The following is a 13,917-nucleotide window of genomic DNA, read 5'->3' as shown; positions in this document are numbered from 1 at the left end:
AGCCCGAAAGTACGGAAAGCCGCGGGACTACACCGCTATACTGAGTTAGTCCACCAGCAGGGCATAATACGCCGGCCAATCCCAGGCGTGCGTACCATAGAAGCACCGGTCAAACCGCAACGACAAGCGCATATTATAGACCAAGCACACCAGCACACATGCAGCGGCAGCCCCTTGCATCCACCGGGGGCGCTTGAGCAGATACGCCAGCAGGGCGGCCATGGGCCAGGCCAGAGGTGCGTACAGCTCCACAAAGCCCCGACCAGCATAGCCGCAGCCCAAGGCATAATCCCACCAGGCAGCATACAGGTATGAAGCCACTGCCCACATTCCAAAAACTAACACGGCCTGACGAGGGGCTGTCCGGAATAGCACCAGCGTACCAGGCAGCAGCAACAGCAGCACCGGATTATATAAGAAACTACCGTTTTTTGGTGCCGCCCACAACTCAGCCAGCTTAGGCGTGAGCAGGTTAGGGAAGCCCTCTTGCCCGTAACTATACGCAAGCCAGCTACCATGCAGGTAGTGATAATAAGCCAACTGCGGCAGCCAGAGCACTATCCCCGCCACCACCAACAGCCCTACTACCCGCACCTGGAACAGGCCTTTCAGCTGCGCTGGCCACTGCTGGTCGTTAGTGGGCCAAAGTAGCAGAGGCAAAGCCAGCACTGCATTTAGGGGCCGCAATACCGAAATAAGGGCAATGGTAGCGGCTATAGCAGCTATGCTGCCCAGTGAAGCACTCGGCTTGTACCATGCAAGCGCTTGCCGGCGAGTGAGCAAGTAAAGTAGCAGGGCAAAAGCGAAAAAAGAATACACGTGCGACATCCCGGTTTCAATGATGCCATAGTACCAGAGGTTGGTACCCAGCACCAGGATAGCAACCGTTAGCCAGGTAGCAGTACCGGTAAATTGTCGTCGAAGGGCGGTGCTCAGCAGCCAAAGTCCGAGCACAAAGTATGTAGCCGATGCCACATTAATGGCTTTGTGCTCTGCTTTCGAGAAGCCGGTTGTGTCCGTTGTTAGACTGCGCGCAACAACCCAAAAGGGAAATTCCAGCAGGGCAACCCCGTAGGAATATTTGGTTTCTACCTTGCCTGTGGCCCGGTTTAGCCGAAACCCGTTGCCAGTGGCTTTGTCCACGGAGTCGGGAAAGGCACGGGCGTTGAAGTGGTACACAAAGGCGGCGGGCAGATACACGTAGTACCCAGCTTTGTCGCCTGAAATTTCGCTGTGGTATGTAAATCGAGCGGATCGGGAATGTCGATTCAGACTTAAAAAGATTACTAAGCCGTAGAATAATACCCAGAGTAATTGCTTCATGAATAACTAGTGTACCTGCGACAAAGGTACACCACGACTGCGGCACGGCTTTCCTTAGCGCTTAAAAGCGACGACTTATTACACTTTCGCGGACCTACGCCTTGTACACTGCGCATACAAGTACAAGTGGTCCATTTCGTTCTTACCTCGAGGCAAGAACGAAATGGGCCACTTGTACTTGTGTTGTAAAGTGCTTTTTACAGGCTATTGAGCTCTTCCGTAAAACCGCCGCTCAGAATGGGAAAGCGCAGCCAGGAGCGAGGATCTACGTTGTAATCATCGAGGTGAAAGGCCGGAGCAAACCGTTCCCGCTTCCACTGGTTGCGGCTCCAGAGGCTGTAGAAACGCTTCACGTAGGTTTTCAACTGTTCGGCATCAATGGTAGTTTCTTCTTGTGTTAGAGCGGCTAGCACTGCCTTCGGGCTGAGGCGGTTGTAGAAGGCCAGGCGCTCAATGCGGTTCAGCAAGGGGTAGGGCATCAGGTCCCGCTCGTCGGTTTGCTTGTCTTCCAGGGGGCGCAGTTCGGCGGTGGGCTGCAGGTTGTTCACGTGGCGCAGCGCAGGGTAGTTCAGTTCTGTTTCGGCCCAGCGCAACCACTCTTTCACAAACGCCTTATCCACGCCGGCAATAGGCGAGATAGAGCCGGCCGTGTCGCCATCCATGGTACAGTAACCCACGCTGGCTTCCGAGCGGTTAGAGGTCGTTAGTAGCAGGCAGTTCTGCACGTTGGCCAGCATCCAGATGGCCGGGGCGCGCACCCGCGCCTGAATGTTCTGCAAGGTCAAATCGTCCGTTTTCCAGGTTAGCTCCCGGCCCAGCGCGTGTTCGATCTTACCCACGTAGCCGGTCACCTCGTCGTCAATAGTCCAGCTGTAAAATACGGCGCCAATGGAATCGGCTAGCTCCTTGGCCGAGTTGAATGTGTCGTCGGAGGAGTTGACGGTACCCTGGTAGGCGCAAGTTAACAGGCGCCCCGTCAACTCTTTATTGATGGCCACTTGCTCGGGGCTGGGTTCCGTGTTCGACGCATCTTTCGGGCCGGGTGTAGCTTGGTCGGGGGTTGGCACTGCCGGACCGGCGAGGCGTTCAATGTCGTCCGTAGTGAAGCAGCCGGCCCGCCGCATAAACTCGGCCGTACCAATTTCGGTGGTACCCAGGCGCACTAATTCTGCCACGGCCACGGCACACATCACCGAGTCGGCCCCGCCGCTGAGGCTGAGCACGAAGCCCCGGCTGCGGGCCTTGCGCAAGTAGTCAAACAAGGCCAGGCTTAAGGCTTGGTTTAGTTCCCGGTACTCGTCGGGGTAGGCAGGGGCTGAATTTCTTCGGCGCGGACCTGCTCCGTAGTGAAATCCACATCCACACATTCCATGTCTACTTCCTTGAAGCTCATGAGCTGGTTGCGCAGCAGCAGGTGGCCGTTGCGCGCCACCAGAATCTCGCCGTCGTACACAATGCGGCCGGCTTCATTGCCCAGCAGATTGGCGTAGAGGTAAGTGCAGTTGAAGTTGCGCGAGGCGTTAAGCACCAGCTTGTAACGTAAGTCCGTTTTGCTCATGGCAAAGTGGCTGGCCGAAGGATTTACAATTAAATCTACCCGACCGGCCAGCCGGGCCGCGGGCCGCAGGTCATCGGGTCGCCAAGCATCCTCACAGATTTCAAAGCCGAACTTTACACCGTTGTGCTCAAAAATCATGTCGCCCAGAGGCCACTCCTCCCCTTCCCACTGCACGGTAGTAGTTTTGCCGGCAGGCCAAGGCGTAAAGAAGCGCGGCTCGTAGTGCACACCGTCGTTGGCCAGAAACTGCTTGGCCGCGAAACCCAGAATCTGTCCGTCGCGGAGCACAGCGGCGGTGTTGTAAGTGCTGTGATTCAGCCGTACTGGCAGGCCCACGGCCACGCAGATTCCCTCGGTCCAGGGCCGAATTTGCTGCAGGTGGGTCAGCGCCGACTCGGGCATCCAGTCACTTAAAAACAAATCTTCGCAGCCGTAGCCCGTGAGGCAGAGCTCGGGCAGGCAGAGCAGCTCCACGCCGGCTGCTTTGGCCTGTTCAATGGCCTCGCGGATGGTGCGCAGATTATGGGTCCAGTCAATGGGTATTTGGTTGAGGGCGGCGCCGGCTATTCGCATGAGTCAGGAAGGAAGTTTGTTTCGCAAATCAACTCCATTTCTCTGGTTCAGGTTGCCCTTTTGTTGTAGCTATTACTGAAGTCCCATCCCCTTCACGGGGGTAGCCTGTGCCCTAGAATGCCGCAAGCTCCTAACACCACAATGGGCATCAGAAGCTTGACAACTACATTAACTTAGGTAAGCGGCGGCCTATACTCCCAGCACTTCTAGTGCCCGCTCAGCAGCGAGCTGCTCCGCTTGTTTTTTGGAGAGGCCCATACCCGTAGCCACCGGACTTTCATCGACGATGACCGTGGCCGAAAACTCCATGACGCCGCCCGGCCGAGGCTCCCCGGTCAGGTCGTAGCGCATGATTTTGCCGTTACGTTGGGCCCATTCGATCAACTTGCTCTTGAAGTTGGTAGTCGTTTGGGTCATGGCCTTCACATCCACGTAGGGTTTGATCAGGCGGTGCAGCACAAACTTGCGGGCCGTTTTGTAGCCTTGGTCCAGGTACACGGCGCCCACCAGGGCCTCCAGGGCGTTGCCGTTCACGGAGCGGGAACGGGCGGCACGGCCCTGGCCGGCATCCAGCTGCACCAGCTTATCGAGGCCGATTTTCAGGGCAATGGCGTTGAGGCTTTCCCGGTTCACGATGCGGCTGCGCATCTCAGTAAGAAAACCTTCCTGCTCGTACGGAAACTTACGGAATAGGTATTCCGCTACCACCGTGCCCAGCACGGCGTCGCCGAGAAACTCCAACCGCTCATTACTTTGGTGACGGGCCTGCTCACCCTGCTGGCGCACCACGGAGGAGTGGGTAAACGCTAGCTGGTAGAGCCGCACGTTATCGGGCGTGTGGCCGGTAAGCGTGGCAATGGCTTGCCGGAAGGCCCGGTCACGACCCAGCAGTCGGCGGAAAAAGCCGAACAACGGCAGGGGCTGACCGGGCCTGGGCATTAGTCGCGAAGTTTACGGAAGATGACCGACGTGTTGTGACCCCAAACCCGAAGGTGTTGCTCATGGCTACGTTCACCTCGCGGGCCTGGGCCTTGTTGAAGGTGAAGTTTAGCTTGGGGTCCAGCTCAGGGTCGTCGGTGAAGTGGTTGATGGTAGGCGGCACGATGTTGTGCTGCATAGCCAGGATGCAGGCCACTGCTTCAATAGCGCCGGCCCCACCCAGCAAGTGCCCCGTCATGCTCTTGGTAGAGCTGATGTTGAGGTTGTAGGCATCTTCGCCAAACACTTTCTGGATGGCTTTCACCTCCGCTCCGTCGCCCAGCGGGGTGCTGGTGCCGTGGGTATTGATGTAATCCACGTCGGCGGGCGAAATACCGGCGTCGCGCAGGGCGTTTTGCATCACCAGCACTACCCCATTGCCTTCCGGGTCAGGAGCCGTGATATGGTAGGCATCCGCTGACATGCCGCCGCCAATCAGCTCGGCGTAGATTTTGGCACCACGGGCTTTAGCGTGCTCGTACTCTTCCAGAATCAGCGAGGCCGCGCCTTCACCCAGCACAAAACCGTCGCGCTCCTTGTCGTAGGGGCGGGAAGCCAGTTCGGGCGCGTCGTTCCGCTCGCTCATGGCCTTGAGGGCGTTGAAGCCGCCTACCCCCGATTCGGTGATAGCTGCTTCCGAGCCCCCGGTCACGACTACATCGGCCATGTTCAGGCGGATGTAGTTGAAGGCCGAGATAATAGAGTCAGAAGATGAGGCGCAGGCTGAGGTAGTAACGAAGTTGGGCCCGCGGAACTTGTGACGAATGGAGATGTTGCCCGACGCGCTGTCGGCAATCATCTTCGGAATAAAGAAGGGGTTGAAGCGGGGCGTACCATCGCCGTTGGCGAAGGCAATGCACTCGGCTTGCAGCGAAGTCAGGCCCCCGATACCGGAGCCCCAGATTACGCCTACCCGGTCTTTATCAATGCCTTCCTCATCCAGTTTGGCATCCTTGATGGCCTCATCGGCCGCAATCAGAGCGAACTGGGTAAAGATGTCCATTTTCCGGCCTTCCTTGGTGGGGAAGTACGTGTCCGGGTTGTAGTTCTTTACTTCGCAGGCGAAGCGGGTCTTGAACTTGCTGGCATCGAATCGGGTGATGGGGGCGGCCCCACTCACGCCGGCTTGCAGGCCTTCCCAATAGGTAGGGGCGGTGTTGCCCAGCGGGGTAATGGCACCCAGGCCGGTCACGACAACTCTCCGAAGAGACATAGGCTGGCTCAGAGAAGCGAAAGAAAGGAATCAGTAAAAAAGCAAAACGGCCGGCGGCAGGCCGGCCGGTAAGCAAAAAGTAAGGCGCTCAGTAGCGAGTACAGAGTAGATAGTATTGAGTAATGAGGTAGCGGGTATTTCCTGCGGCGGCTAACTACTCAATACTAAATACTCGATACCTACTACTACTTAGCGTGCTCTTCGAGGTAGCTGATGGCCTGGCCCACGGTACCGATATTCTCGGCCTGGTCGTCGGGGATAGACACGTTGAATTCTTTTTCGAACTCCATGATGAGCTCAACGGTATCCAGCGAGTCAGCGCCCAGGTCGTTGGTGAAGCTAGCCTCCGGAGTAACTTCCGAAGCTTCTACGCCGAGTTTATCAATGATGATGGCCTTTACTTTTTCTGCAATTTCAGACATTTCCGTGGGGGTTTAAGGAAAACTCGGCACAAATAACACCATCTTCGCTAACATTGTCAAACTTCCTCCCCCGATTCTTCCCAGTGTAAGATTATGGCCCCGGAAGTTCCGTGGGGGTACTGCGGTGCCTATTTTTGCGTTTCCTTTCCTTTGCCGCCGCCCATGAAAACCCTTACGCTCGATGTGGAATACGACTGCGAGTTCGACCTGTTCGGTCTTGTTTCGTCGACGCGGGAGCACACGCTGGCCTGGATTCTGAACCGCACGCTTAACCTGCGGCTAGTGAAACAGCAGGACCTGATTTACGACCTGTTCAACAAAGGCCGGCTCGTCATTAGCAACTACCTCTACGCTACCGAGCACTTCACGCTTCGTTTGCTGCGCAACCGGTCCGTGGACCCCTCGCCCCTGAAAAAGCCCTTCCTGGCCCCTGATATCAAGGAGTACGATTATTTGCTACAGGTCAGCAACGGCACGGGAGCCCTCACGCCGGAGGAGCTGCTAGTGCAGCTAACGGCCCTGCCGGAAGTTCAGTTGGTTAGTCAATTCGACCCCAATGACCTTAAATTCAAAGAAAATCTGCTCTTTTGAGGCTACGAACTCGCTTTCATCCTGAGTAGCGCGAAGAATCTTCCCAAAGCCAAGGCACGTGGTAACACGTTTGCTGTTCGCTCGCCGGAGGCTCATGCGCCCGCTCAGGATGACTGCTGTTTACGCTTGTAACTAAGAACTTCCGAACCAAAATCGTCCTATGGAATCTCGACCGCACTTTAATAGAACCAAGATCATTGCCACCGTGGGGCCCGCCTCCAACACCTACGAAAAGCTGGGCATGCTCATGCGAGAAGGTGTCGACGTGTTCCGGCTTAACTTCTCCCACGGCAGCCACGAGGACCACCTATCCGTAATCAACACCGTGCGCCGCCTCAACAAGGACATGCGCATGAACGTGGGGCTGCTGCAAGATTTGCAGGGCCCTAAAATTCGGTTGGGTGAGGTAGAAGGCGGCGGAGTAGAAATTAAGGCTGGCGATAAAATCAAGCTGGTTTGCGGTGAGAAGGAGATTACCACTGCTACCCGCCTGAGCACGATTTACCTGGGCTTAGCCCGCGACGTGAAAGCCGGCGACATGATCCTCATCGATGACGGCAAGATTGAGCTGCGCGTGCTGGCTACGGACCGCGACAAGGAAGTAGATGTAGAAGTAATTTATGGCGGCTTGGTAAAGCCCCGTAAAGGCATCAATCTTCCTGACTCCGAGGTGTCGGCCCCGTCCATGACGGAGAAGGACATTGAGGATTTAAAGTTTGGGTTGGAAAACGAGGTAGACTGGATTGCTCTGTCGTTTGCCCGCCGGGCCGAGGATATCCGTTTCATCAAGAGCCTGATTGCGGAAAGCGGCAAGTCGGCCCGCGTGATTGCTAAGATTGAAACCCCGGAAGGCCTCCGCAACCTCGATGAAATCATTGCCCTCACCGACGCCGTAATGGTTGCCCGCGGCGACCTAGGGGTGGAAGTGAAGATGGAAGAGGTGCCAATGGCCCAGAAAATGATTGTGGAGAAGTGCAACAAGGCCGGCAAGCCCGTAATTGTCGCTACCCAGATGATGGAGAGCATGATTACGGCCCCCGCCCCACCCGCGCCGAAACCAGCGACGTGGCCAACGCAGTAATCGACGGCGCAGATGCCGTCATGCTTTCCGCCGAAACGGCCGTGGGCGCCTACCCCGCCGAAGTAATTCGCTCCATGGTAGGCACTATCACGAGCGTGGAGAGCCGCATGCCTAGCCTGTACCACCACTGGTACCCCATTACGCCTGACTCGCCTACCTTCATGGTTGACAGCGTACTGTCGGCGGCCTGCCACTTGGCCAAGAACACGGGAGCTAAAGCCATTACCGGCATGACGCACCGGGGCTACACGGCTTTCCAGATTGCGAAGTATCGGCCCAAAGCCAACATCTTCATCTTCACCGATAACCGTGCCCTGCTCACTACCCTGAGCCTGATCTGGGGGTGCGTGGCTTCTACTACGACCGGATGGTCAGCACTGATAGCACCGTATCGGATATTAAATACGCCTTGACCACCACAGGCCATTTGCAAAAAGGCGACGTGTTCATCAACACGGCCTCCATGCCCATCAATGAGAAAGGCAAAACCAACATGGTGAAAGTAAGCGTGGCATAACTGCTACCTAACTCCTTGCTCTACCACTAAAAAGGCCCGTGCAGTTGCTGCACGGGCCTTTTTATGCATTATCGGGTTAAACTAAAACCTTACGGCTAAGCAAGAATTGCGCACAGCCATAAGTAAAGTACCCATTTATTCAACGAACTAAAGCCCCAAGCGTGAGCTCAGGGCCTTAGTTACTATAGAGCAGAGTGCCGGTTGACTACTTAAGCAGCCAGCGACTTCACGAACTTAGCCAGCTTCGACTTATTGTTAGCGGCTTTGTTCTTGTGAATGATGTTCTTCTTGGCCAGACGGTCCAGCATCGACGATACTTTCTTCAGCAGCTCCTGAGCAGCCGTAGCGTCGGTGGTGCCACGCAGCTTCTTGATAGCCGTGCGGGTAGATTTAGCCTGGTAACGGTTCAGCACGCGCTTGGCTTCGTTGGAACGGATGCGTTTGAGGGCCGACTTATGATTTGCCATGGGGTATGAAAATGGTCTTCTGCTCGAATTCAGTTCAATTGGGGAGTGCAAAGGTAAAGCTTTGCTTTGAAATAGCAAATAGTGTGTAAAAGGTAGCAGCGCATTAACAGCCTGGCAGCGCCCTTCTCGCCTGTACCCAGCAAAAAGGCCCCTCGTAATTACGAGGGGCCTTGTTTTGAATTGCAGCGCTATTTCGTTGCCAAGCCAGGAGGTTAATCTACCTTCTTCTCCACTTCGCTAGCCATTTTCTCGTGGGAGCGAAGCATGGGTAGCGTTTTCGTAGCAAAGGCTTTTACCGTGGGGGTTTCGGCAGCGTTGCTTTTTACTTCGAACATGGCAATGTCCATCTTATGCGCCGTTTCCATGGCATCCATATAGTCCTCGTCGAAGGCTTTGCCGGATTTCGCCATCAATCGGTCGGCCATAGCCTGATGGACCGGCATCATGGTTTGAGGTAGCGTTACGCCCAGCGGAGTGGCCACTGTTTTCAGTTCCTGCGTGGCGCGGGTGTGGTGGTCTACCATCATTTGACCAAACTTTTTCACGTCGGCGTTCGATGCTTTTTGGGTTGCCATTTGCCCCATTTGTATCTCTAGCAGATTGCTGCTGGCCGCCGTCATCAGGAATACGGGGTCTTGCATGGTAGAGAAGGTGGCCATAAAGGCAGTCATATCAGCAGCTCCACCGGTACCGGCCGTGGCAGTGCTACCGCCCGTACCGCTAATGGTGGCCGTGCTGCTAGTACCAGCCGAGCCAGTAGCTCCAGCGCTACCAGACGACATTCCGGCGCTAGAGCTAGTACCCATGCTGCCACTGCTCCCGGTAGCATCCATGCCTGAATTGCTACCCATACTGCTACCGGAGGTAGTACCGCCGGCGGAGGTACCTGTGTTGGTGCTGCTACAAGCGGTAGCGGCCAGCAAAGAGCCAGCGGCAAAAAGGCTAAAAAGTGCTTTTGTCGTTTTCATAGTAGTAAATGTGGGATGGAGTCACTTTTATACGCAGCTCAGGCAAATCGTTTTACTTTTTTTGTCTTTTGGCGGATGTTTAATTACAAGCTCAACTATTGACAGCCAATCAATTAGCACAGCATCCAACCTCGTTCACACACCAATTACGCCCAATAGTGCTAGGCATATGGGCTCGTGTTTCTAGAGAAGGAGAATGAGACGAACGTATGCATGCCTACTTGTTTTGGCGTATATTTAGTTACCAAAACAAGCGTCCTCCTTTTTGCTTGTTGCCCTATGCCTCTTGTTTCGCACTCCTCTTATCAGCCGCCGTTCTACCTCTTTAATGGCCACCTGCAGACAATCGTCCCTAGTTTATGGCGCTCCGTGCCGGAGGTGCGCTACCAACGGGAGCGAGTTGAAACGGAAGACGGTGATTTCCTAGACCTAGACTGGTCCCGCCCGCCTGCCGAGTTACCGACTGACACCTTAGCCATCGTTTCGCACGGTCTGGAAGGAGATGCCAGCCGGCCCTACATGCGCGGTATGGTGCGCGCACTAAACCAGGCCGGCATGGATGCCCTGGCCTGGAACTACCGCAGCTGCAGCGGCGAAATGAACCGCCTGCTTCGCTCCTACCACCTCGGCGACACCGACGACCTGGACTTTGTGGTGCGCTACGCCTTGGGCACTACCCGCTACCGTCGAGTCTTCCTCACGGGCTTTTCAGCCGGAGGGAATGTTACCTTGAAGTACCTGGGCGAAAATCCAGACCGAGTACCGCGGCAGGTGCAGCGGGCCGCGGTTTTCTCGGTACCCACTGACTTAAAGTCCAGCTCCTACCACATTGCCCGCCCAGAAAACCGCATCTACCTCAAACGGTTCATGAAAACCCTGCGGGCTAAGATGCGCCAGAAAGCAGACCTCCTCCCCGGGCAGGTTGATCTCACAAACATCGACGCCTTGCAAGATTTCCCGCAGTTCGATGACCGATTCACGGCCCCCATGCACGGGTTCACGTCGGCGGATGAGTATTATGAGCATGCCAGCTCCGGCCGCTACCTGGCTGGCATTGGAATCCCTACACTGCTGGTTAACGCTCTAAACGACCCCTTTCTGCCTCCCTCCTGCTTCCCGCGGGAAGTAGCAACCCGTAGTGCCTTCGTGTACTTAGAAACGCCGGCCGATGGTGGTCACGTGGGTTTTGGAGAGGGCAGCCCCGATGGCGCCTACTACTCGGAGCGCCGAGCCGTGGAGTTCCTGACGGCAGAGGTGCCCGCCTAACCCTAACCATTACTAAAACGAGTGCCCTGCTTACCGAACAGTAGGCAGGGCACTCGTTTTTAAAGCAACTACCTGTTTGTTCAGCGGCCGCTATAAGTAGCCGGCACTACCACTACTTTTTTCGTTTCGAAAAACTCTTCTGTGTAGAAATCATGTAAATCAAGCACGGTTGCCTGCAGGCCCGATTCTTCTATCTCTTCGGCTAAGTCGCCTCCTTTGAGGTAGTAAAGGCCGCTGTTGGGAGCGGCTTCATTGCGGGGCTTAAACCGGTGGGCAATCCAGGTGTGGAAGGTAGCCAGGCGGGCCACGGCGCGACTTACTACGTAGTCGTATTTCGGGCGAAGTTGTTCGGCCCGGGTTTGTTCGGCGGTTACGTTGGGTAAGTGCAGGGCGTGGGCCATTTCCTGCACGGCCCTGATTTTCTTGCCGATGCTGTCAACCAAGTGAAACTTCACCTCCGGAAACAGAATGGCCAGTGGTAGCCCCGGCAAGCCACCTCCCGTGCCCACATCCAACACCGACGAGCCGGGCGCAAACTCCACTACCTTGGCAATACCCAGCGAATGCAGAAAATGCCGCTCCGCAAGGTTGTCGACATCCGTACGGGCCACTAGGTTGAGGCGCTCATTCCAGCTCCGGAACTCGGTTTCGAGCTGCTGAAACTGCTGGCGCTGGTGGTCGGTAAGATTAGGGAAGTAGTGGGTGATAATATCCATGGTAGCGCAAAGATAGTAGCAGGAGGTAGCGGCTTACTACTGAACATTACCGTAAGCACGTTACTTACTCAGCACGGCAATAAGAATCAATACCCCAATAAGAGGTAGGTAAGCTACGCTAGCTCTAAAAATCCAGCGGTGGTATAGTGAAAGCTGCTGGCGTGCGATGCTCATTGCCGTGAATAGCATAAGAATGGGGGCGGCAAATAATAGATAAAACATTCCTAACGATGCCATACCCGACCATTTCCAAAACAAACTAGTCAGCAAAACCATTAACCAGCCACCATAGGAGGTTATTACCCACAGCAATGACAAAAATGGCGGATTAATCAACTGTTTTCGCATACGCTGGCATACATACCAATATATACCAAGGCCAACTATAGGTAGTATAAGATAGATGATTATAGGTGCAAGCATAGCTTAATTTGAGCTGCTTTTTCACTACTAGCTACAAAAAAGCCCCGCCTGGCGGCGGGGCTTTTCACTAGATGATTTCCTTTTTGTTCTTCACCATGTCATAGAGCAGCTCCCGGGCGCGGTGCAGTTGAGCTTTCACGGTACCGAGTGGGGCTTTTAGCTCCTGGGCAATTTCCTCGTAGCTCAGTTCATCGAAGTAGCGCAGGGTAACGAGGCGCTGGTATTTCTCGGGCAGCCGCGACACCACGTGCTGCATAATCTCGATTTTCTGGTTCTTGATGGCTGACTCCTGCGGGTTCAGGTTCTGGTCGCGGAAGTCGATGGTGATTTCGTCGCCGTTGTCAATCTTGATGGCCGAATCAATGGACATCGTCTTGATTTTATTCTTGCGAATAAAGTCAATGCAGTTATTGGTGGCAATGCGGAACAGCCAGGTGCTGAAAGCAAACTCCGGGTTGAACTTGTGCAGGTTGCGGAAGGCTTTGGCAAAAGCCTCAATGGTGAGGTCCTCCGCATCGTCGGGGTTGCGCACCATCTTCAGCACGACGTGGTACACCGGCTTCTTGTAGATCTGCATCAGCTCGGCGTAGGCTTTTTCGTCGCTCTGCTCAACGGCGGCCCGAATCAGCTTGAAGTCGTGCTTGGCTTTGGCGGAGAACTGTTTTTCCTGATTGTTTACTTCCATCGGAGGGTACGGTAGAGGAACAGCGACATTCCCAGAGCGAGATAATAAAAAAAATACACAGCGTCGAGGACGGGTAGCCACGCCAGCGGCAGCCGATCCTCGAGCCGACGACCGAGTTGGTAATACACGGCCATCATCGCCACGGTGCGCACGAGCCACACTGCGGCCAAAGGTACCCAGTCGGGGCGGGAAAACAGCAGGCCGATTGCCGTGCTGTAGAATAGCAAATTTACGCCAATAAATGTTCCAATCCGAAGACGATCTGCGAACCAGTATTGCCGGCCCGCGGAAAGGTGCCGGCGCTTTTGGCGCCACCACTCGCCCCATGTCTGGGCTGGTTCACTAAGAGTATGGGCTCCCGGGTCGGCTATTACGGCTACCCGGGCCCCGCGGGCCACGGCGTCCTGCACCAGCAGGTCGTCGTCGCCGGAAAGGCTGCGGATGTGGGAAGCGAAACCTTTGGTCAGTTGAAAGACCTGCCGGGTATACCCAAGGTTGCGCCCCACCCCCATGTAGGGTTGGCCGCGCCACGCGAACGACAAATACTGTGCCCCCGTCAGGAAGGTTTCAAACCGAATCAACTTATTCAAAAAGCCGTTTTCCTCCGCGTAGGCCGAATACCCCAGCACCACATCGGCCGGTTTATCGAAGCCGCGTTGCATGTACCTGAGCCACTGGTTAGTGGCCGGAATGCAATCTGCATCGGTAAACACCATGCGCTCGTAACGGGCTACTTTAATACCGAGCGTAAGAGCGTATTTTTTGGGTGCCAATCCGTCAGGTGTCTTATTGACGGTAACCAGCCGCACGTGGGGGTAGTACTGGGTGAGTTGCTGCACGAACAGGTACGTATCGTCCTCGGAGCGGTCATCAATGAGCAGTAGCTCGAAGCCAGCGGGGTAGTCTTGCTGCAGCAACAGGGGCAGCAAACGACGCAGATTTTCCAGCTCGTTGTGGGCGCACACCAGCACGGACACGGGCTCCGCGTCGGGGCCGGTGGATGACTCCGGGGACGGCGGGCGAAGGGCAGAAAGTAGTAGGCCGCATAGAAAAGCTGTATCAGCCCGCAGGCCAGCAGCAGCCACAGGGCCGGAGAAAGATGGAAAGGCAAGGCGCAGGTCGTGAATCGAGTTGCA

Annotated in this window: 12 protein-coding genes and 2 pseudogenes; 3 read left to right on the top strand and 11 right to left on the bottom strand. The window is 55.5% G+C overall.

Going from position 1 to position 13,917, the window contains the following annotated elements; translation table 11 throughout:
• Nucleotides 1–45: 45 nt before the first annotated feature.
• The 6 genes and pseudogenes from MUN84_RS16105 to MUN84_RS16085 form a co-directional block, all read right to left on the bottom strand.
• Nucleotides 46–1,200: a hypothetical protein gene (locus tag MUN84_RS16105; protein WP_244695043.1), complete on the bottom strand. Its 1,155-nt coding sequence runs from the start codon at nt 1,198–1,200 to the stop codon at nt 46–48.
• 320 nt (nt 1,201–1,520) lie between these two features.
• On the bottom strand, nt 1,521–2,585 hold the full coding sequence (gene nadE, locus MUN84_RS24040) for an NAD(+) synthase (RefSeq protein ID WP_317238979.1): 1,065 nt from the start codon (nt 2,583–2,585) through the stop codon (nt 1,521–1,523).
• Nucleotides 2,586–2,605: 20 nt separating this feature from the next.
• Nucleotides 2,606–3,454, bottom strand: coding sequence for a nitrilase-related carbon-nitrogen hydrolase (locus MUN84_RS24035; protein WP_317238978.1), 849 nt, complete (start codon nt 3,452–3,454; stop codon nt 2,606–2,608).
• Between the two features lie 189 nt (nt 3,455–3,643).
• Entirely contained in the window at nt 3,644–4,366 is a 723-nt protein-coding gene (rnc, locus tag MUN84_RS16095; RefSeq protein WP_244698960.1) for a ribonuclease III, read from the bottom strand.
• 26 nt (nt 4,367–4,392) lie between these two features.
• Nucleotides 4,393–5,645, bottom strand: a pseudogene (gene fabF / locus MUN84_RS16090) (beta-ketoacyl-ACP synthase II).
• A 185-nt stretch (nt 5,646–5,830) separates the two neighbouring features.
• Nucleotides 5,831–6,067 (bottom strand): acyl carrier protein, encoded by a 237-nt coding sequence (locus MUN84_RS16085; protein WP_019948606.1) that lies wholly within the window; start codon nt 6,065–6,067, stop codon nt 5,831–5,833.
• Between the two features lie 162 nt (nt 6,068–6,229).
• Here MUN84_RS16085 and MUN84_RS16080 point away from each other — a divergent pair, with 162 nt between their 5' ends.
• Both MUN84_RS16080 and pyk read left to right on the top strand, forming a co-directional pair.
• The gene (locus tag MUN84_RS16080) at nt 6,230–6,658 is read left to right on the top strand and encodes an IPExxxVDY family protein (protein WP_244695042.1); all 429 of its coding nucleotides are present in this window, start codon (nt 6,230–6,232) and stop codon (nt 6,656–6,658) included.
• 160 nt (nt 6,659–6,818) lie between these two features.
• Nucleotides 6,819–8,256 (top strand): annotated as a pseudogene (gene pyk / locus MUN84_RS16075) (pyruvate kinase).
• Between the two features lie 209 nt (nt 8,257–8,465).
• Here the strand turns inward: pyk and rpsT are convergent.
• Nucleotides 8,466–8,723 (bottom strand): 30S ribosomal protein S20, encoded by a 258-nt coding sequence (rpsT, locus tag MUN84_RS16070; protein WP_073287339.1) that lies wholly within the window; start codon nt 8,721–8,723, stop codon nt 8,466–8,468.
• A 212-nt stretch (nt 8,724–8,935) separates the two neighbouring features.
• Nucleotides 8,936–9,691 carry a DUF4142 domain-containing protein gene (locus MUN84_RS16065; protein WP_244695041.1) on the bottom strand — a complete coding sequence of 252 codons (756 nt, stop codon included), beginning with the start codon at nt 9,689–9,691 and terminating at the stop codon, nt 8,936–8,938.
• A 279-nt stretch (nt 9,692–9,970) separates the two neighbouring features.
• Between MUN84_RS16065 and MUN84_RS16060 the strand changes: the two genes are divergently transcribed.
• Complete coding sequence (locus MUN84_RS16060) at nt 9,971–10,957, top strand: YheT family hydrolase (RefSeq protein WP_244695039.1); 987 nt, start codon at nt 9,971–9,973, stop codon at nt 10,955–10,957.
• A gap of 80 nt (nt 10,958–11,037) precedes the next feature.
• Here the strand turns inward: MUN84_RS16060 and rsmG are convergent, their stop codons facing one another.
• The 3 genes from rsmG to MUN84_RS16045 all read right to left on the bottom strand — a co-directional run bounded on the left by rsmG (nt 11,038) and on the right by MUN84_RS16045 (nt 13,866).
• Nucleotides 11,038–11,673 carry a 16S rRNA (guanine(527)-N(7))-methyltransferase RsmG gene (gene rsmG, locus MUN84_RS16055; RefSeq protein ID WP_244695038.1) on the bottom strand — a complete coding sequence of 212 codons (636 nt, stop codon included), beginning with the start codon at nt 11,671–11,673 and terminating at the stop codon, nt 11,038–11,040.
• A 490-nt stretch (nt 11,674–12,163) separates the two neighbouring features.
• Nucleotides 12,164–12,781 (bottom strand): RNA polymerase sigma factor, encoded by a 618-nt coding sequence (locus MUN84_RS16050; RefSeq protein ID WP_188558823.1) that lies wholly within the window; start codon nt 12,779–12,781, stop codon nt 12,164–12,166.
• Nucleotides 12,772–13,866: a glycosyltransferase gene (locus tag MUN84_RS16045; protein WP_244695036.1), complete on the bottom strand. Its 1,095-nt coding sequence runs from the start codon at nt 13,864–13,866 to the stop codon at nt 12,772–12,774. Before MUN84_RS16045 ends, MUN84_RS16050 begins: the two co-directional genes overlap by 10 nt.
• Between the last annotated feature and the right edge of the window lie 51 nt (nt 13,867–13,917).

The organism is Hymenobacter sp. 5516J-16, assembly GCF_022919335.1.
Lineage (GTDB): Bacteria > Bacteroidota > Bacteroidia > Cytophagales > Hymenobacteraceae > Hymenobacter > Hymenobacter sublimis.
This window is presented reverse-complemented; position numbering and strand designations above follow the sequence as displayed.

Excerpts from the sequence above, each read along its gene's own strand:
- MUN84_RS24035 (WP_317238978.1), bottom strand. The coding sequence starts at position 3,454 with ATGCGAATAGCCGGCGCCGCCCTCAACCAAATACCCATTGACTGGACC.
- MUN84_RS16085 (WP_019948606.1), bottom strand. The coding sequence starts at position 6,067 with ATGTCTGAAATTGCAGAAAAAGTAAAGGCCATCATCATTGATAAACTC.
- MUN84_RS16080 (WP_244695042.1), top strand. The coding sequence starts at position 6,230 with ATGAAAACCCTTACGCTCGATGTGGAATACGACTGCGAGTTCGACCTG.
- rpsT (WP_073287339.1), bottom strand. The coding sequence starts at position 8,723 with ATGGCAAATCATAAGTCGGCCCTCAAACGCATCCGTTCCAACGAAGCC.
- MUN84_RS16065 (WP_244695041.1), bottom strand. The coding sequence starts at position 9,691 with ATGAAAACGACAAAAGCACTTTTTAGCCTTTTTGCCGCTGGCTCTTTG.
- MUN84_RS16060 (WP_244695039.1), top strand. The coding sequence starts at position 9,971 with ATGCCTCTTGTTTCGCACTCCTCTTATCAGCCGCCGTTCTACCTCTTT.
- rsmG (WP_244695038.1), bottom strand. The coding sequence starts at position 11,673 with ATGGATATTATCACCCACTACTTCCCTAATCTTACCGACCACCAGCGC.
- MUN84_RS16050 (WP_188558823.1), bottom strand. The coding sequence starts at position 12,781 with ATGGAAGTAAACAATCAGGAAAAACAGTTCTCCGCCAAAGCCAAGCAC.